General features: G+C 67.7%; 15 protein-coding genes and 1 tRNA gene. 8 read left to right on the top strand and 8 right to left on the bottom strand.

Annotated elements, in window-relative coordinates; genetic code table 11:
- Nucleotides 1-8: 8 nt before the first annotated feature.
- The 6 genes from D1604_RS06145 to D1604_RS06175 all read right to left on the bottom strand — a co-directional run bounded on the left by D1604_RS06145 (nt 9) and on the right by D1604_RS06175 (nt 7,743).
- Nucleotides 9-977 (bottom strand): esterase-like activity of phytase family protein, encoded by a 969-nt coding sequence (locus D1604_RS06145; RefSeq protein ID WP_119412641.1) that lies wholly within the window; start codon nt 975-977, stop codon nt 9-11.
- Nucleotides 974-2,854, bottom strand: a complete 1,881-nt coding sequence (gene cobT / locus D1604_RS06150) for a cobaltochelatase subunit CobT (RefSeq protein ID WP_119412766.1) — start codon at nt 2,852-2,854, stop codon at nt 974-976. Before cobT ends, D1604_RS06145 begins: the two co-directional genes overlap by 4 nt.
- Nucleotides 2,855-3,199: 345 nt before the next feature.
- Nucleotides 3,200-3,535 (bottom strand): hypothetical protein, encoded by a 336-nt coding sequence (locus D1604_RS06160; protein WP_119412643.1) that lies wholly within the window; start codon nt 3,533-3,535, stop codon nt 3,200-3,202.
- 83 nt (nt 3,536-3,618) lie between these two features.
- A complete protein-coding gene (locus D1604_RS06165; RefSeq protein WP_029673304.1) occupies nt 3,619-4,374 on the bottom strand; it encodes an NYN domain-containing protein in 756 nt (251 codons plus the stop codon).
- A 140-nt stretch (nt 4,375-4,514) separates the two neighbouring features.
- Nucleotides 4,515-7,370 (bottom strand): M16 family metallopeptidase, encoded by a 2,856-nt coding sequence (locus tag D1604_RS06170; protein WP_119412644.1) that lies wholly within the window; start codon nt 7,368-7,370, stop codon nt 4,515-4,517.
- Between the two features lie 112 nt (nt 7,371-7,482).
- Nucleotides 7,483-7,743 (bottom strand): Lrp/AsnC ligand binding domain-containing protein, encoded by a 261-nt coding sequence (locus D1604_RS06175; protein ID WP_024353765.1) that lies wholly within the window; start codon nt 7,741-7,743, stop codon nt 7,483-7,485.
- A 50-nt stretch (nt 7,744-7,793) separates the two neighbouring features.
- On the opposite strand from D1604_RS06175, the gene D1604_RS06180 reads away from it, so the two are divergent.
- Both D1604_RS06180 and D1604_RS06185 read left to right on the top strand, forming a co-directional pair.
- On the top strand, nt 7,794-8,633 hold the full coding sequence (locus D1604_RS06180; RefSeq protein WP_119412645.1) for an alpha/beta hydrolase: 840 nt from the start codon (nt 7,794-7,796) through the stop codon (nt 8,631-8,633).
- Between the two features lie 31 nt (nt 8,634-8,664).
- Complete coding sequence (locus tag D1604_RS06185; RefSeq protein WP_119412646.1) at nt 8,665-9,339, top strand: bifunctional 4-hydroxy-2-oxoglutarate aldolase/2-dehydro-3-deoxy-phosphogluconate aldolase; 675 nt, start codon at nt 8,665-8,667, stop codon at nt 9,337-9,339.
- A 256-nt stretch (nt 9,340-9,595) separates the two neighbouring features.
- Here D1604_RS06185 and ppa read toward each other — a convergent pair whose 3' ends face one another.
- Nucleotides 9,596-10,153 carry an inorganic diphosphatase gene (gene ppa / locus D1604_RS06190; RefSeq protein ID WP_024353762.1) on the bottom strand — a complete coding sequence of 186 codons (558 nt, stop codon included), beginning with the start codon at nt 10,151-10,153 and terminating at the stop codon, nt 9,596-9,598.
- 125 nt (nt 10,154-10,278) lie between these two features.
- On the opposite strand from ppa, the gene D1604_RS06195 reads away from it, so the two are divergent.
- Complete coding sequence (locus D1604_RS06195) at nt 10,279-10,965, top strand: DUF599 domain-containing protein (RefSeq protein ID WP_119412767.1); 687 nt, start codon at nt 10,279-10,281, stop codon at nt 10,963-10,965.
- A 248-nt stretch (nt 10,966-11,213) separates the two neighbouring features.
- On the opposite strand, the gene D1604_RS06200 is transcribed toward D1604_RS06195, so the two are convergent.
- Complete coding sequence (locus D1604_RS06200; protein WP_119412647.1) at nt 11,214-12,035, bottom strand: N-formylglutamate amidohydrolase; 822 nt, start codon at nt 12,033-12,035, stop codon at nt 11,214-11,216.
- 122 nt (nt 12,036-12,157) lie between these two features.
- Between D1604_RS06200 and cpdR the strand changes: the two genes are divergently transcribed.
- The 5 genes from cpdR (at nt 12,158) to hmgA (ending at nt 17,936) form a co-directional block, all read left to right on the top strand.
- Nucleotides 12,158-12,514 carry a cell cycle two-component system response regulator CpdR gene (gene cpdR, locus D1604_RS06205; protein ID WP_003166166.1) on the top strand — a complete coding sequence of 119 codons (357 nt, stop codon included), beginning with the start codon at nt 12,158-12,160 and terminating at the stop codon, nt 12,512-12,514.
- A gap of 115 nt (nt 12,515-12,629) precedes the next feature.
- Nucleotides 12,630-12,704: transfer RNA gene (locus tag D1604_RS06210), tRNA-Val, on the top strand.
- A gap of 285 nt (nt 12,705-12,989) precedes the next feature.
- Nucleotides 12,990-14,519 (top strand): S10 family peptidase, encoded by a 1,530-nt coding sequence (locus tag D1604_RS06215; RefSeq protein ID WP_024353759.1) that lies wholly within the window; start codon nt 12,990-12,992, stop codon nt 14,517-14,519.
- Nucleotides 14,520-14,695: 176 nt separating this feature from the next.
- Nucleotides 14,696-16,504: a translation elongation factor 4 gene (gene lepA / locus D1604_RS06220; RefSeq protein ID WP_119412768.1), complete on the top strand. Its 1,809-nt coding sequence runs from the start codon at nt 14,696-14,698 to the stop codon at nt 16,502-16,504.
- A gap of 136 nt (nt 16,505-16,640) precedes the next feature.
- The gene (gene hmgA, locus D1604_RS06225) at nt 16,641-17,936 is read left to right on the top strand and encodes a homogentisate 1,2-dioxygenase (protein WP_119412648.1); all 1,296 of its coding nucleotides are present in this window, start codon (nt 16,641-16,643) and stop codon (nt 17,934-17,936) included.
- The last annotated feature ends 15 nt before the right edge of the window (nt 17,937-17,951 follow it).

Genomic DNA, 17,951 nt, shown 5'->3' on the forward strand with positions numbered 1-17,951 from the left:
GAGAAGGATCACTCGACGTCAAACGCCAGCAACAGCGTCTTCTGCGCAGGGTTGGCGTTGTCGTCGGACAGGATGTAGAGGCGCACGTTTTCGCCCCTCGCCTCGGCGGCGACGCCCTCGAAATTGTCCGTCAGCCCCGGCAGCTTCAGCTCGATCAGCACCGGCCCCAGCGTCCCGTCCGCAGCCATGCGGCGCACGCGGGCGCGCACGTCGAAGGGGGGCCGCCACGACCGCTGGACCGTGAACCAGCCGTCTCCGCCCGGATCGCGATCCAGTCCCGTCAACCGCCAGCTATCGGCGGGCGGGCTCGGCCGGGTCACGACGCGACAGCCTTGCGTCGAGCAGTCCCACACGCCGCCGCCTTCGCCCCCGACGCGCCAGCCGCCGGGCGCGGCCGCCAGCCCCTCCATGCCTTCGTTCAGGGGAAAGTCCGCTGCCGGGTGCGGCTGCGCCTGCGGTCGGGCGTGCAGGGCGTCCAGAGGGCCGTAGCTCCAGATGCGGTGCTCGCGTTCGAAGCTGACCAGCACCTCGCCGTCGTCGGTCAGGGCCAGCCCTTCGGCGTCGCCCATGCGCTTTTCGGCGATCGGCTCGCCGTCGGTCAGCGTCAGGCGCCGCACTCGCAGGTCATGCAGCCCGGCCAGCTTGCCGTCTGCATCTAGCTCCAGCCGCCCGCGCACCAGGTCGCCGGTGTCGGACACGGCGACGAAACCGCCGTCGCCCGTCAGCTTCAGGTCCGACAGGCCGTGCAGGGTGGAGGCGGGCGCTGCGATCAACTGCACCCCGCCCGCATAGCGCACGCCCTTGGCCAGCCTGGCACCGCCCGGCCAACCCAGACCGACCTGCCGGGTCGAACCGCCTGCGGGCGACCAGCCGTCAGCCGTCGCCTCGGGCGTCCAGGGATGGGAGGTCGCCGCCGCCCCGGCGCAGGCGGCCAGGGCGAGAGAGATCAGGGCGGCGACATGGAGGCGCCGGTTCACGCCGCGCGCTTGTGCGAGGGCCGCCCCGTCCTGGCGCTGACGGTCTTGGGTTCGGCCTCGAACAGTTCGGCCAGCTTCTCGGTCATGGCGCCCGCCAACTGCTCCACATCGACGATGGTCAGGGCCCGGCGATACCAGCGGGTCACGTCGTGGCCGATGCCGATGGCCAGCAGTTCGACCGGGCTGCGCGTTTCGATCTTCTCGATCACCTGACGCAGATGCTTGTCCAGATAGAGGGCCGCATTGGCCGACTGGGTGGAATCATCGACCGGCGAACCGTCCGAGATGACCATCATGATCCGCCGCGCCTCGGGCCGGGCCAGCAGGCGGTCGTGCGCCCATTCCAGCGCCTCGCCGTCGATGTTTTCCTTCAGCAGGCCCTCGCGCATCATCAGGCCCAGGTTCTTCTTGGACCGGCGCCAGGGGGCGTCGGCGCTCTTGTAGATGATGTGGCGCAGGTCGTTCAGGCGGCCGGGGTTGGCGGGCTTGCCCGCGCTGATCCAGGCCTCGCGGCTCTGTCCGCCCTTCCAGGCGCGGGTTGTGAAGCCCAGAATCTCGACCTTGACCCCGCACCGTTCCAGCGTCCGCGCCAGGATGTCGGCGCAGACCGCCGCCACCATGATCGGCCGCCCGCGCATCGAACCCGAGTTGTCCAGCACCAGGGTCACGACCGTATCGCGGAACGGGCTTTCGCTCTCCATCTTGAACGACAGGGGGCTGGTCGGGTCGGTGATCACGCGGGTCAGGCGCGCCGTGTCCAGCATCCCCTCCTCAAGGTCGAACATCCACGAGCGGTTCTGCTGGGCCAGCAGACGCCGCTGCAGCTTGTTGGCCAGCCGCGACACGACGCTGCCCAGGGTCGACAACTGGGCGTCCAGCAGGGCGCGCAGCCGGTCCAGTTCCATCGGATCGCACAGTTCGGCCGCGTCGATGACCTCGTCGAATGCGGTGGTGAAGGCGTGATAGACCTCGACCGCGCGGCCGTCGTCCTGGGTCTGCTGATGGTTGGGGCGCTCGCCCTCGCTCAGTTCAGGGGCGTCTTCCTGTCCTTCGCCGTCCGGTTCGCCCGGCGTGCCGTCGGGGCGGGCCTGACGATCATCGTCGGCGGACTGATCGTCGGCCGAGCCGTCAAGCGACTCGCCGCCGTCGCCGCCGTCCTGTTCTTCCTGTTCGTCCGGTTCAGCCTGGTCTTGATCCGGCTTTTCGGCGTCGTCCTCGCCGTCTTCCTCCGAATCGCCGCCATCGGCGTCGCCGGGGTCCAGGTCCAGCGCGCGCAGAAGGTCTTTCAGCCGCGCGCCGAAGGCCGCCTGATCGTCGCCCGACGCCGCCAGGGCGTCCAGTTCGGCGCCCGCCTTGGCCTCCAGCTCGGCGCGGACCCGGTCCAGCATGGTCCGGGCGCCGTCGGGTGCGGGCTCGCCCGTCATCCGCTCGCGCAGCAGAAGGGCGGCGGCCTCAGCCACCGGCACCTGCTCCGCCTCGGCGCGCAGGGCGCCCGACTTCTCCAGCCGGGTCAGCAGCGCCGAGTCCAGATTGCGCCGCACGCCCCTCAGTTCGCGCGCGCCGACGGCCTCGACGCGGGCCTGTTCGACGGCGTCGAACACCTCGGCGGCGTTGATGTCGGTCGGACGCAGCCGCGCGTCCAGCGCTGCGTCGTGATTGGCCAGGCGCAGGGCCAGCCGGTCGGCCTGACCGCGCAGGGCCGCGCTTTCGGGCCCGCGCGGATCGCGCGGCGGGTGCGGCAGGGTCAGGACGCCGCCCGTCAGCCTCGGACCGTCCGAACCGAAGCGCACCTCCAGCTCGGCCTGTTCGGCCAGCGCCCGCGCCGCGTGCGACAGGGCGCGTTTGAACGTCTCTACGGGGGTCTCTGCGGCGGCCATGCGCCACACATAGACCATGCCGCGCCGGGGGGAAGAGGGCGAGACGTCCTAGGATGAGGATTGCAGCTTAGAAAGGCTCAGGAACGGATGGCGCGTTTGGGCAAGCGTTTCGCGCTCGCCAGTCGACAGACGTCTTGTCGTATGTTGGAGCCCGTCATTTGGCCGCGATAGCAGTCTTCGCGGACTTCATCTCCAGGACGCGGCGCCGAACGATCGCGCACCCAGGCGCCCACGGGCATGGCGGCTGCTGATTGGGCGTGAACCGGCGTAGTGGCCGACGTCGACAGGATCAGACTGAAAAGAAGAGGCGTGAACATGGGGAACACCTTTTGCCTGCGTTAAGCGTTAGCCCACAGGGCGACCGCCAGGAGAGCGCGGCACGGGAAGATCGCCCCAGCGCGAGCCCTGCATTTCGCGTATCACGTCAGACGACATCTGTTCGCGCTGGCTACTGTTTAGGGGCACCTTGCGGCAGACGCGTTGCTGGATGGTGCTGCCCATGGCCCGCTCCCAGCCGCAGACCGTACGGGTGGGGACGTTGGCCACCGTCGGCGATCGCGCGGAAATGGCCCGCGTGGGGGAATTGGACGTGATGGGCTGGCGGCGTTCCGCTGTGGCCGTGTCGTCGTTCTGCATCGGAGCGCCGCTAACAATCAGTAGGGCGATGGTCGAAATCAGCATGGCGAAGCCTCCATGGGCACATTCGACGGCTACTATGAGGGCAGCCTTAAAATCTTACAACGTCGTTCTTTCAATGGCTCCGCTTAGACCTGACGGGGTTTAACCCGCACCCGCATGACGCCTCCGGGGCCGACCTCGACATCGAACCGACCGGCGGCGCGGATCAGTTCGGACAACTTGGCGTGACCATAGGTGCGCTGGTCGAAATCGGGATAGGCGTTGCGCAGCCGACTGCCGATGCCCCCCATCGCCACCCAGCCGTCGCCGTCTTCGTCCATATCGGCGATGGCCTTGGCGATCAGACGCCCGGCTTCGGACGGTTTGCGGCGAGCAGGGGCGGGGGGCGTCGCCGCGGCCTCGTCATTGGTCTCGGGCGACGGGACCGTCAGGTTCTCGGTATAGATGAAGCGGGTGCAGGCCTGACGGAAGCTCTCGGGCGTCTTCTGCTCGCCGAAGCCGTAGACCGGGACGCCCTGCTCGCGGATGCGCGCCGCCAACCGGGTGAAGTCGCTGTCCGACGACACCAGGCAGAAGCCGTCAAACCGTCCCGAATGCAGCAGGTCCATCGCGTCGATGACCAGGGCGATGTCGCCCGAGTTCTTGCCCTTGGTGTTCTGGAAATTCTGCTGCCACTGGATCGCCCAGCGCGGCAGGACGTCGATCCAGCCGCGTAGCGCCGGACTGGCCGCGTCGCCATAGATGCGCCGCGCCGAAGCCTCGCCCAGCGTAGCGATTTCGGTGAACAGGGCCTCGGCGATGCGGGCCGAGGCGTTCTCGCCGTCGATCAGCACGGCCAGGCGCGGGGCGCGGGCGGAAGGGATCAGGGCGTCGGTCGGCATGAAGGCTCCGGCTGAAGGCAGCAGACGACGGGAAGGCTCGCCTCCACGGCCTTTCGGGTCAACCGCAAAGCAAAACGGCCGGCGGGTCGCCCCGCCGGCCGTCTCGTTTACGTCTGGATGAAGCGGTTTACTGGGCTGGCTTACTGGGCCGGCTTCGGCGCTTCGGCGGCGCGCACCTCGACCGGCAGGCCCAGGGCGTCCAGCTGCGGTTTGACCACCGAGGCGTCGCCGACCACCACCCAGACGAAGCTGTCGGGCTTGATCGCGGCGCGGGCGGCGGCGTCCATCTGCTCGGCCGTCAGGGCGTTGATGCGGCCCGCCAGCGTCTCCTGATAGTTGTCCGGGCGGCCGTACAGGGCGTTCGAGCGCAGGGCGCCCAACACCTGGAACGACGTCTCATAGCTGCCCGACAGACCGCGCGTGTCGCCCAGAACGGTGCGCTCGCGCTCGGCCGCCGTCACGCCGTCGGCGCCCAGGAAACGCTCGTACTGACCGATCAGGGCGGCGATGGACTCGCCGGTGCGGTTGGCCTGCACCGGGGCGTTGACGATGTAGGGCGAGCGGTGCTGCAGGGTGCTGACGTTGCCGCGCACCCCGTAGGACCAGCCCTTGGTCTCGCGCAGATCGGCGTTGATGCGCGACAGGAAGTCGGCGCCCAGGACCGTATTGGCCGTGGTCAGGGTCAGCAGATCGTCCGTGCCCGACACCGGCAGCACCTGACCGCCATAGATCAGCGACTGCGGCGACTGCGGACGGTCGATCAGGACGATGCGGGCCGAGGTCTGGGGCAGGGCGGCGTCGAAGGCCTTGGTTCCCTTGGCCGCCGACGGCGCGCGCCAGTCGCCGAATGCGGCTTCCAGCTGCGGCTTCAGCTCGGCCAGCGGCAGGTCGGACACCACGAACAGCTTGGCGTTGTCGGGACGGATCCAGCGGGCGTGTTCGGCCATCAGGTCGTCGCGCGACAGGCTGCGGATCACCGCCTCGTCGCCCGTGCCGCTGAAGGAGCGGCCATAGGGGTGGTTCTCGCCATAGATCAGCGGCGGCAGGGCGCGGCCGGCGATGGCGCCCGGCTGCGTCTTCTCATTGGCCAGGCCCGCCAGACGGGTGGCGCGCAGGCGCTCGATCTCGGCCGGGGCGAAGGCGGGGTTGCGCACCACGTCCGACAGCAGGGCCAGCGAGGGCTGCAGATTGGTCGTCACAGCCGACAGATTGGCCACCGTACGGTCCATCGAGGAGCCGACGGAGACGCTGGCGCCCAGACGTTCCTGCGCCTCGGCCAGGGCCTTGGAATCGCGCGTCGTCGTGCCTTCCTGCATGACGTTCAGCATCAGGGTGTGGGCGCCCAGACGGTCGGCGCGGTCGGCGGCGACCCCGGCGTCGAACTCCAGCGCCACGCGCGTCACCGGCACGGTGGTCGAGCGGGCGTAGACGATCTCGACGCCGTTCGACAGGGCGGCGCGCTCCACCGCCGGGAAGACGACGTTGGACACCTGGCCGATGGCGGGGGCGGCGTCGCGGGCGACGCGCTGGATCGGCTCGGCCGGCGTCGGGGTCGCGCCCGACGGCGCGGCGGCGGCTTCGGCATAGGCCTCACGCTCGCCCGGCATGACGATCTGGCTGTAGACGGGGCGGCTCAGCCATTTGCTCATGGCCGCCTGGACCTGGGCCGGGGTCACCGCCGCATAGGCCGCCAGCTCCTTTTTGTAGAAGTCGGGATCGTTCGAATACAGCTGCCCCTCGGCCAGGACCGAGGCCTTGCCGTTGGCCATTTCCAGCCCCTGGATGCGCTGCGAGGCGTAGCGCGTCACCACCCGGTCGATCTCGTCCTGGGTCGGGCCGTTGGCGATCAGGTCGGCCAGCACCTCGTCCATGCGCTTGGCCACGGCTTCGGCGTCGGCCCCCGGCTTGACCATGGCGGAATAGCTGAACATGCCGACGCGCTGGAACACCTGATTACCGGCCGACACGCCCGAGGCCGTCTGCTCGTCGCGCACCAGGACGTTGTCCAGACGCGAGCTGGCCAGGCCGCCCAGCACCGAGGCGCCGACGCTCAGCGGCACGGAGTCCGGATCGCCCAGGCCCGGCACGGCCCAGGTGCGGCTGATGCGGGTCTGGGCCACGCGGTCGTGCAGCACCTGCTCGACCGGCGCCGCCAGGGTCGGCACGGGAGCCGCCGCCGGAGTGTTGACCGGGCCGCGTGCGATGGAGCCGAAATATTTCTCGGTCAGCTCGCGGGCCTTGGCTTCATTGATGTCGCCTGACAGGACCAGGACGGCGTTGTTCGGGCCGTAATTCTGGCGGAACCAGTCGCGCACCGTCTCCATGCTGGCGGCGTCCAGATCGTCCATCGAGCCGATGGTCGAGTGGCGATAGGGGTGCCCCTCGGGGAACAGGGCTTCCAGCGTGGCGTAATAGGTCATGCCGTAGGGCTGGTTGTCGCCCTGGCGCTTTTCGTTCTGGACGACGCCGCGCTGCAGATCCAGCACCTCCTGGCTGACCTGACCCAGCAGATAGCCCATGCGGTCGGATTCCAGATAAAGCGTGTACTCCAGCGCCGGGGTCGGCACCGTCTGGAAATAGTTGGTGCGGTCGAACCAGGTCGTGCCGTTCAGGCCCGTGGCGCCCGCTGCGTTCATCGTCTGGATGTGGCTGGAAGGCGAGTTCTCCGACCCGCCGAACATCAGGTGCTCGAACAGGTGGGCGAAGCCGGTCGACCCCTTGGGTTCATCCTTGGAGCCGACGTTGTACCAGACCGACACCGCCACCACGGGCGCCTTGCGGTCCTCGTGCACCAGAACGGTCAGGCCGTTCTCCAGCTGAAAGCGCTGCCACGGAATATCGACGCGGGCGATCAGCTCAGACACCGGCGCGCCGCGCAGAGGCTGGGCCTGAGATGGGGCCTGGGTTGCGGCGGCGGTCGCGACGGGCGCGGCCAGAACGGGCGTGCTCACGGCCAGAAGGGCGGCGAGGGCTACGGAAGAGGCGGCAAGGCGCATGGTGTTTGGTCCCCAACGGATCATGTTGGGCCGGACCTTAGCCGTGTAAACGCGTCCCGCAACGCGGCACATGGCTCCATGAACGATTGTTCATGTTGCGAGCGAGGGCCCCTCAGGCGCGCTTGCTGGGCAGGAAGGGCGAGAAGGTGATGACGGTGAAGGTGTCGCGGATGTGCGGGCGCGTCTGCACCTGCTTGGTCACGAAGGTGCCGATGTCGGCGTCCTTCGGCAGCTGGAACTTGGCCAGCAGGTCGTGCTGGCCCGATGTCGAATAGACCTCGCTCACATTCTCGACATTATCGACCAGATCGGCCGCAACATCGTTGGCGTAGCCCAACTCGCATTTGATGAAGACGAAAATGGCGGTCATCATGGCCTTCAAGCCTCCCGTTCAAGCGGAGGTCTCTAGCGGATGGAGACGACATGGGTAAGGCTTTGTCGCCCGAGGCGACGCAGAACGAACGGGCTGCGGCCTATGAGGCGGCCTATAACAACCGCGCCCGCGTGCCGGGCCACCCCGCCATTCTGGACCGCTGGCGCAAGGATTCGCTGCGGGTGATCGACGCCCGACGGCCTGAAACCCTCGAATACGGCCCGTCTGAGCGCCAGAAGATGGAGTGGTTCGACGCCGGGCCCGGCGCTCCGGTCGCCGTCTTCATGCACGGCGGCTATTGGCAGGCGCTGGACCGGGGCTGGTTCGCCTGGGCAGCGCCCGCCCTGCTGGAGCATGGGATCAGCGTCGCCGTGCCGGGCTATGATCTGGCGCCGGGCGTCACGGTCGGCAAGATCATCAGCCAGATGCGCGACGCTACGGAGTTCGTCCGCGCCCGCAGCGGCAAGCGGCCGCTGGTGTTCGGCCATTCGGTCGGCGGCCATATGGCGGCGGGCATGTTGTCCGAAGGCCGGGCGAGGGCGGCGCTGGCGATCTCGGGCGTGTTCGATCTGGAACCGCTGGTCCACACCTCGCTGAACGAGGCGCTGGGGCTGGATGCGCCGGTCGCCCGCGCCCTGTCGCCGATCCACTGGCCCGCGCCGAACGGGGCGACGCCGGGCGGCACGACGCTGGACTGCTGGGTCGGCGGCGATGAGAGCAATGAGTTCGTCCGCCAGAGCCGAGAGATGGCCGCCGCCTGGGGCGGCAAGGGCGCCGACACCCATGTCGAGATCGTCGAGGGCGCGGACCACTTCACCGTGCTGGACCCTCTGGCCGATCCGAACAGCCCCATGGTCAAGCGTCTGGTGGAACTGGCGACCGCCGAATAGGCTTCGGTCCATCAGGCCGTAAGGAGTTTTCATGCGTCACGACCGCCTCGCCGTGCTGACCGCCATCGAGACGCAAGGGGTGGTGCCCGTCTTCTACCACCCCGACGCCGAGGTCTGCGCCGAAGTGATCCGGGCCTGCGCGCGCGGCGGCGCGCGGGCGGTGGAGTTCACCAATCGCGGCGACTTTGCGTGGGAGACGTTCACCGCCCTGGCGAAGGAGTTCGCACAGACCGACCCCGACATCATCATGGGCGTCGGCTCGATCCTGGATGCGGCGACGGCGGCCCTCTATCTGGCGTCGGGCGCGCGGTTCGTGGTCAGCTCGTGTCTGGTTCCCGAGGTGGCGCAGGTCTGCAACCGCCGTATGGTGGCCTACGCCCCCGGCTGCGGCTCGGTGCGCGATATCTCCGAGGCCCAAGGTCTGGGCTGCGAGATCGTCAAGCTGTTCCCCGGCGCCTCGGTCGGCGGGGCGGACTTCGTCAAGGCGGTGCTGGGGCCGATGCCGTGGACCAAGATCATGCCGACCGGCGGGGTCGACCCGGACGAAGCCTCCATCCACGACTGGTTCGGCGCAGGCATCGTCGCGGCGGGCATGGGGTCCAAGCTGATCACCAAGGCCGCCATCGAGGCGAAGGACTGGGCGGGGATAGAGGCGCAGGTGCGCCGGACGGTCGAAGCGATTGCGGCGTTTCGGAAGAAGGGCTGACCCTCCCCCTCCCCTTCATGGGGAGGGTGGCTGTGGCCGTCAGGCCGCAGCCGGGTGGGGGCGGCGAGGCCATTCAGGCTGCCAGGATCGCCTGGCCCTCCCCACCCGGTCTCCGCTTCGCTCCGACCACCCTCCCCATGAAGGGGAGGGAGAAGGTTGCGCTTAAGCAGCGAGCCGCCGCGCGGCGAGCGATAGCGCACAAAAAAGACCCCGCCGTTTCCAGCGGGGCCTCTTCATTTTCAGACACGCGCGCCGATCAGGCGGCGGCTTCGTGCTTGGCGGCCAGTTTGGCCTGGTGAGCGGCCATGCCGGCGGCGATCAGCTCTGCGGCTTCGCCCGCGTCGCCCCAGCCGTTGACCTTGACCGACTTGCCCTTTTCCAGATCCTTGTAGCGGGTGAAGAAGTGCTCGATCTGCTCGATCAGGATGGCGGGCAGCTGACGGTAGCTGGAGACCTCGGTGTAATAAGGGTTCAGCTTGTCGACCGGCACGGCCAGGATCTTTTCGTCGCCGCCGGCTTCATCGACCATCTTCAGCACGCCGATCGGGCGCGAGCGGATGACGCAGCCCGGCACCACCGGCGTCGGATTCAGCACGATCACGTCGCAGGGGTCGCCGTCGTCCGACAGGGTGTGCGGCACGAAACCGTAGTTGCCCGGATAGTACATGGCGGTGTGCAGGAAGCGGTCGACGAACAGGGCGCCGGAGTCCTTGTCCATCTCATACTTCACCGGCAGGCCGCCCTGCGGGATCTCGATGATGACGTTGATGTCCCACGGCGCGTTGGGGCCGACCGGGATGGCGTCGATGTTCATGGTACGCTCTTGTTGCAGGTGCGAACGGGGAGAATTGACGCGCGTGATAAGCTTTGCGCGCCTTTACGGCAAGCGTCGCGGCGATCACGCTTGCCTTGCGCGAGCCGACGTGGCGTCAATCAGGCATGAGTCTGTTCGATTGGATCGCCCTGTTCGTCTTCGTCATAGCCTGGTTGGGCTATGGCCCGCTGATGCGTCTGACAGCGCGACGCAGCGGCTCGCTCAACGTGGACATGCTGTCGGTGCGCGACGCCTGGATGCGCGCCATGACCCACCGCGAGATGCGGCTGATCGACAGTCAGCTGCTGGGCCATTCCATCAACTCGGGCTCCTTCTTCGCCTCCACCAATCTGCTGCTGATCGCCGCCGTGGCGGGCGTGCTGTTCGGAGGGGAGGCGGCCCTGCGCGGTTTCGCCGCCGTCGGCGCCGAGGCCGTCACGCCGCGCCTGATGGAGGCCAAGCTGGCCCTGGTGCTGCTGTGCCTGGCGCGCGGCTTCCTCGACTTCATCTGGGCGCTGCGCCAGTTGAACTACACCGTCGCCCTGATCGGCGCGGCGCCGGAAATCCATGAAGAGGCCGACCGCGTCGCCTATGGCCGGGCCGTGGCGCGGGTGCTCAATCCCGCCCTGACCAACTTCAATCAGGGCGTGCGCGGTTATTATTTCGCCCTGGCCGCCGCCGCCTGGCTGTTCGGGCCGCTGTGGCTGCTGCTCGGCGCAGTGTCTGTGTTCGCGCTGCTGGCCTGGCGCCAACTGGCCTCCCCCGCCGCCGGCGCCATCCGCCAGGCCCGGCGCCTGCTGGAGCGGGGCTAGGCCATCTCGCAGTTGCGAAGTCGGCCATGACGCCCGGCGCCCGGAGAACGGCCAAACTCCGTAACATCCCGTGATTGTATAAGGTTGAATCGGGCCTTGTTTTTTTGTGCGCTGCAAACTAACTTTGCTTTCGACGCTTTCGGGCGTCTTGCCCTTCCTGGGCGTTTCCTCCCTATAGACTTTACAAAGCCGCGCCGTTTGGCGCGGCTCTTTTTTTGTCCCGCGCCCAATCGTCAGGCGACCTGTCGTCAGGCGCGCCGGTCGGCGCACAACTCGGCGATCACCCGTCGCAGGGCCGAGCGGCAGCGGTTCCAGCCGGGGGAGGGGGCCCAGGCGGCCTCGTCCCAGTACAGGCCCCGGCTCAGTTCCACCTGAATGGCCTCAAAGCCCTCGTCCGGCCGTCCCCACCGCTGGGTCGCATAGCCGCCCGCATAGGGCCGGTTCAGCCCGACCGTCAGCCCCTGCGCTTCGAACAGCCGTCGCAGCCGCCGCGTCAACGCCACGTCGCAACTGGTCCCATGCCGGTCGCCCAGCACTACGTCCACCGCGCCGCCTGTCGCCCGCGCAGGCATGGAGTGCCAGTCGACCAGCACCGCCCGCCCGACGAGCGATCGCGTCGCCTGCATCATCTGCGTCAGGGCCGCGTGATAGGGGGCATGGACCTGCGCCACGCGCGCCTCGGCCTCGCTCTTGGTCAGGCGTCGGTTGTATAGAGGCGTCCCGTCCCCCGCCAGACGCGCCACCACGCCGTATCCGGCCAGAGCCTTGGCGGTGGCGGGCGCCTCGTGCGCGTCGATGATCAGGGCCGGATCCCACTCGTCCGGCGCACGGTTCAGATCGACATAGGCCCGCCCGAACCGCGCGGCGATCACGGCGGCGCCGTCCTTCGGCCCGCAGTCGATCAATTGATCCACGGCGGCGTCCTCTGCGCTGCGGACGGCGCGGACAGAGGCGGCGGTCTTCATGTCCTCCGGATAGATGTCTCCCGAATGCGGCGAGGCGAACACCAACGGCGTCGCGCGCCCGGCGTCGGCCGGTACGATCCAGAAGGGCGACTGAGGCGCATCCATGCTTCGCCCATAGCCTGCTTCGCGCGCAAAGGCGCGTCTGGCGAGGTCGCCCTTCCTCTTCATCGCCGGTTTACCCGGCCTGACTAGGCTGTCGGCTGATTTCCAACGGTTTAGACTCGATCATGGCGCGCATTCTTCTGGCCGAAGACGACAACTCCCTTCGCGGCTTCCTGACCCGCGCGCTCGAGCGGGCCGACCATGAGGTCGTGGCCTGCGAGAACGGCGACGACGCCATCGACGCCCTGGACCAGGGCCCCTACGACCTGCTGCTGACCGACATCGTCATGCCGGGCGCCGACGGGATCGAGGTCGCCCGTGTCGCCGCCGCCCGCCAGCCGGGCCTGCGCATCATGTTCATCACCGGCTTCGCCGCCGTCGCCCTCAGCGCCGCCCAGGCCTCGCCCCAGGCCAAGGTCCTCTCCAAACCCGTCCACCTGCGCGACCTGGTGAACGAGGTCGAACGCATGATCGCGGCCTAAGCGAAAGAAAAGTCGGAGAAAGGCGCCAAACCCCCTTGCAGCCTGCGCAAACTGCGGGTTATAGACGCCGCCTTCCCGCCCACCGGCCTAACCGCCGAGGGGCCGCAGAACAGGCGGACGCGTAGCTCAGCGGGAGAGCACTACGTTGACATCGTAGGGGTCACAGGTTCAATCCCTGTCGCGTCCACCATTCTTTTCAAGCAGTTATCTGGGATGCGTGGCGCGAGGGCGGTTTCACTGTGCGCCGGGTTTGCCTCTGTCGGTGTGTGACGAGCTGTTCGCCAGCTTCGAGCCTCTTGCTGTCCGGGGTCGCGTTTTCTTCGGCAAATGGTCGTGGCGTCATCGATCTGTCCGGGATTTCTGCGCGCGCCCTTGGTTTACATTCGGCGTAGCTTGCCGCCCAATCCCCCATTGGCGACGCTTGTTTGCGCGCCTGGCTCTCGAGGGGAGCCGTGACGCTTATTGGGGGTTGATGATGAAGAAACTGCTTGTCGCCGCGGTGTCGGCGCTCGCTCTGGCCGGGCCGGTCATGGCTCAGGACGCGGCGCCGGCCGGGGCGCGTTCGGATGCGGCGCGTGAACGTGGCGAGGCGGCCATTCCGCCGCCCGTGATGTCCGAGACCCGCCACACCGGCGTCTTCGGCGGGCAGCGCATCGCCTACCGCGCCATCGCCGGCGAGACCTATCTGAAGGACAAGGACGGCAAGCCGCTCGCGGCTATGGTCTCCTACAGCTACATCAAGGAAGGCCCGACCGATCCGAACCGTCCCGTGACCTTCCTGTGGAACGGCGGTCCTGGCTCGGGCTCGCTGTGGCTGCACATGGGCGCCTTCGGACCCAAGCGCGTGGTCGTGCCCTCCGACGCCAAGGATGACGGCGCCGCGCCGTTCCCGATCATCGACAACGTCGATTCCCTTCTGGACGTCACCGACATCGTCTTCATCGACCCGATCGGCACCGGCTTCAGCCGCGCCCTGGGCAAGACCGACCCGGCCGACTACTGGGGCGTGACGAAGGACGCCAAGTCGATCGCCGAGTTCATCCGCCTGTGGCTGAACGAGCATGGCCGCTGGAATGCGCCGAAATTCATCGGCGGCGAAAGCTATGGCACCACGCGTTCGGCGGCGGTGATCCATGAGCTGGAAGGCAGCTATACTGACGTTTCGATCAACGGCATCCTGCTGATCTCGTCGATCCTGGACTTCAGCCTGGCGGCCGATGCGCAGGGCAACGAATTGGGCTTCGTCACCAATCTGCCGTCGATGGCGGCGACGGCCTGGTATCACGACAAGGTGCCGAACAAGCCTGCCACGGTGGAAGAGTTCGTCGCCGAGGCCCGCGCCTGGGCCATCGGCCCCTACGCCACCGCCCTGCTGAAGGGCAATGATCTGACGGCGGAAGAGCGGGCGGCCATTCTGCCGCAGTTGTCGCGCTATACCGGCGTGTCCCAGACCTATCTGAGCAACGCCAACCTGCGCCTGTCGCCCAGCCGTTTCTACAAGGAGCTGCTGCGCGATCGCGGCCTGACCATCGGCCGTCTGGACACCCGCTACACCGGCGTCGACTATGACAATGCCGGCGACCGGCCGGACAACGACCCCAGCTTCTATGGCATCGACGGCGCCTATACCGCCGCCATGAACGCCTGGGCGCGCGAAGGCCTGAAGTATTCGCCCGACGTGGTCTATTCCTCGATCGGCGGCACGCGCGGCTGGGACTGGAACCTTCCTTCCGCCGGGCGCGGCGGGGCTGAGTATCTGAATGTGGCCCCCTATATCGGTCGCGCCCTGCGTGAGAACAGCGGCCTGCGCGTCTGGGTGGGGCAGGGGTACTACGACTTCGCCACCCCCTTCTTCGGCGCCGAATATTCGCTGAACCGTCCAGGCTTCCCGACCGACGGCCGCATCGAGTGGCACTACTACCACGCCGGCCACATGATGTACGTGCGTGAAGACGACCTGAAGAAGCTGTCCAGCGACATCCGCTCCTTCATCCGCGCGCGCTAAACAAGCGCCCGCCAAGGCTGAGACGCCGCCCGTTCCTCATGCAGGGACGGGCGGCGTTTTTCCGTCGCCCCTGAGCGGCGATGAAGGACGCCGGTCGTCCCTGAGGTCTGATCTTCGCCTCCTTGCGCGTCAGCGTCGTGGCGCAAAGCCGCGCGCCGTGCTACGCGCGCCGGACCATGACGACGCCCCCTATCGAACGCATCCGCAACTTCTCGGTGGTCGCCCACATCGACCACGGCAAGTCGACCCTGTCCGACCGCCTGATCCAGTTCACGGGCGGCCTGACCGCGCGCGAAATGTCCGAGCAGGTGCTCGACAACATGGACATCGAGAAGGAGCGCGGCATCACCATCAAGGCGCAGACCGTGCGCCTGAACTACAAGGCCAAGGACGGGCTCGACTACGTCCTGAACCTGATGGACACGCCGGGCCACGTCGACTTCGCCTATGAGGTGTCGCGCTCGCTGGCCGCCTGTGAAGGCTCGATCCTGGTGGTGGACGCCTCGCAGGGCGTCGAGGCGCAGACGCTGGCCAACGTCTATCAGGCCATCGACAACAACCACGAGATCGTCCCGGTCCTGAACAAGATCGACCTGCCCGCCGCCGAGCCGGAGCGGGTCAAGGCCCAGATCGAGGACGTCATCGGTCTGGACGCCTCGGACGCCATCGAATGCTCGGCCAAGTCGGGTCTGGGCATCGAGAATGTGCTGGAAGGCATCGTCGCGCGCCTGCCTGCGCCCAAGGGCGACATCAACGCCCCGCTGAAGGCCATGCTGGTCGACGCCTGGTACGACCCTTATCTGGGCGTGGTGCTGCTGGTGCGCGTCTTCGACGGCGTGCTGAAGGCGGGGATGCGCGTCAAGATGATGCAGACCGGCTCGACCCATCTGGTCGACCGCGTCGGCGTCTTCCTGCCCAAGAACACCCCGGTCGAGCAGCTTGGCCCCGGCGAGGTCGGCTTCATCACCGCCCAGATCAAGGAAGTCGCCCACGCCGCCGTCGGCGACACCATCACCGACGAGAAGAAGCCCACGGCCGAACCGCTGAAGGGCTTCAAGGAAGTCCAGTCAGTGGTCTTCTGCGGCCTGTTCCCGGTCGACGCCGCCGATTTCGAGGACCTGCGCGCCGCCATCGGCAAGCTGCGCCTGAACGACGCCAGCTTCACCTATGAGATGGAATCCTCAGCCGCCCTTGGCTTCGGCTTCCGTTGCGGTTTCCTGGGACTGCTGCACCTGGAGATCATTCAGGAGCGCCTGAGCCGCGAGTTCAACCTCGACCTGATCGCGACGGCGCCTTCGGTCGTCTACAAGATCGGCCTGCGCGACGGGACCGAGATGGACCTGCACAATCCGGCCGACCTGCCGGACGTCATGCAGATCGAGACGATCAGCGAGCCGTGGATCAAGGCCACCATCCTGACCCCCGACGAATACCTCGGCGGGGTGATCAAGTTGTGCCAGGACCGTCGCGGCAGCCAGATCGAACTGTCCTACGTCGGCGCCCGCGCCCTGGTGGTCTATGAGCTGCCGCTGAACGAGGTGGTGTTCGACTTCTACGACCGGCTGAAGTCGATCTCGAAGGGCTACGCCTCGTTCGACTATGAGATCACCGATTACAAGGTCGGCGACCTGGTGAAGATGTCGATCCTGGTCAACGCCGAGCCGGTGGACGCCCTGTCGATGCTGGTCCACCGCGCCCGCGCCGAGACGCGCGGCCGCGGCATGGTCGAGAAGATGAAGGAGCTGATCCCTCCGCACATGTTCACCATCCCGATCCAGGCGGCCATCGGCGGCAAGATCATCGCCCGCGAGACCGTCCGCGCCCTGCGCAAGGACGTGACGTCCAAATGCTACGGCGGCGACGCCACCCGCAAGAAGAAGCTGCTGGAGAAGCAGAAGGCCGGCAAGAAGCGCATGCGCCAGTTCGGCAAGGTGGAGATCCCGCAGGAAGCCTTCATCGCCGCGCTCAAGATGGACGAGGACTGACGGCCGAGCCCGCCCGTCTTCATCCCTGTTCGCACACGGATGATGCCTGGGCGGGTTTGATCCAGGGCAAAGTCATCCCCCTCGGGGTGACGCTGCGATGCGGATCGCTTACATCTCTCGCCAAGGGAGAAACGATATGACGCGATCCAACGCGCCCGCCTATCAGAGCGGCTTCGCCAACCACTTCGCCACCGAGGCGGTGGACGGCGCCCTGCCGGTCGGCCGCAACTCGCCGCAGCGCCCGGCGCTGGGCCTCTATGCCGAACAGCTGTCGGGCACGGCCTTCACCGCCCCGCGCGACCACAATCTGCGCAGCTGGCTGTATCGCCTGCGGCCCTCGGCCCAGCACGGGCCGTATCAACCGTTTGAGCAGGGCCGGGTGCGGTCCGGCCCCTTCACCGAGACGCCGCCCAATCCCAACCGGATGCGCTGGGACCCGCTGCCCATGCCGGACCAGCCGACCGACTGGGTCGAGGGGCTGACCACCTATGGCGGCAACGGTTGCGCCGATTCCGGCACGGGGGTGGGCGTCCACCTCTATGTCGCCAACCGCTCGATGGTCGACCGCGTCTTCTATTCCGCCGACGGCGAACTGCTGATCGTGCCGCAGCAGGGGGCGCAGCGTTTCGTCACCGAGATGGGGGTGATCGAGGCGGCGCCGGGCCACATCCTCGTCATCCCGCGCGGCGTCCGCTTCCGCGTCGAGGTGGACGGTGAAGCGCGCGGCTATGTCTGCGAGAACTACGGCGCGCCCTTCCGCCTGCCGGACCTCGGCCCCATCGGCTCGAACGGTCTGGCCAATCCGCGCGATTTTGAGACGCCCGTCGCCTGGTTCGAGGACGTGGATCGTCCGACGCAGTGCGTTCAGAAATACGGCGGCCAGCTGTGGGCCACCACCTTCGACCACAGCCCGCTGGATGTTGTGGCGTGGCACGGCAACTACGCCCCCTGCCGCTATGACACGGCGCGGTTCAACACCATCGGCACGGTCAGCTTCGACCACCCGGATCCGTCGATCTTCACCGTCCTGACCTCGCCCAGCGACACGCCCGGCACGGCCAACTGCGACTTCGTCATCTTCCCGCCGCGCTGGATGGTGGCCGAGGACACCTTCCGTCCGCCGTGGTTCCACCGCAACGTCATGAGCGAGTTCATGGGGCTGATCTTCGGCGAATACGACGCCAAGGCGGGCGGGTTCGCGCCGGGCGGCGCCTCGCTGCACAACCGCATGAGCGGCCACGGCCCTGATCAGGCCAGCTGGGACGGCGCGACGAAGGCGGACCTCAAGCCGCACAGGATCGAGAACACCCTGGCCTTCATGTTCGAGACGCGGATGCCGATCCGCACGACGCAATGGGCCGAACAGACGCCGTTGATGCAGCTGGACTACGACGACTGCTGGACCGGCTTCGAGAAGGGCAAGGTCGAATAGGCCATCAAAAAGGCC

This window comes from Brevundimonas sp. LPMIX5 (genome assembly GCF_003576505.1).
In the GTDB taxonomy this organism is placed as follows: Bacteria; Pseudomonadota; Alphaproteobacteria; order Caulobacterales; family Caulobacteraceae; genus Brevundimonas; species Brevundimonas naejangsanensis.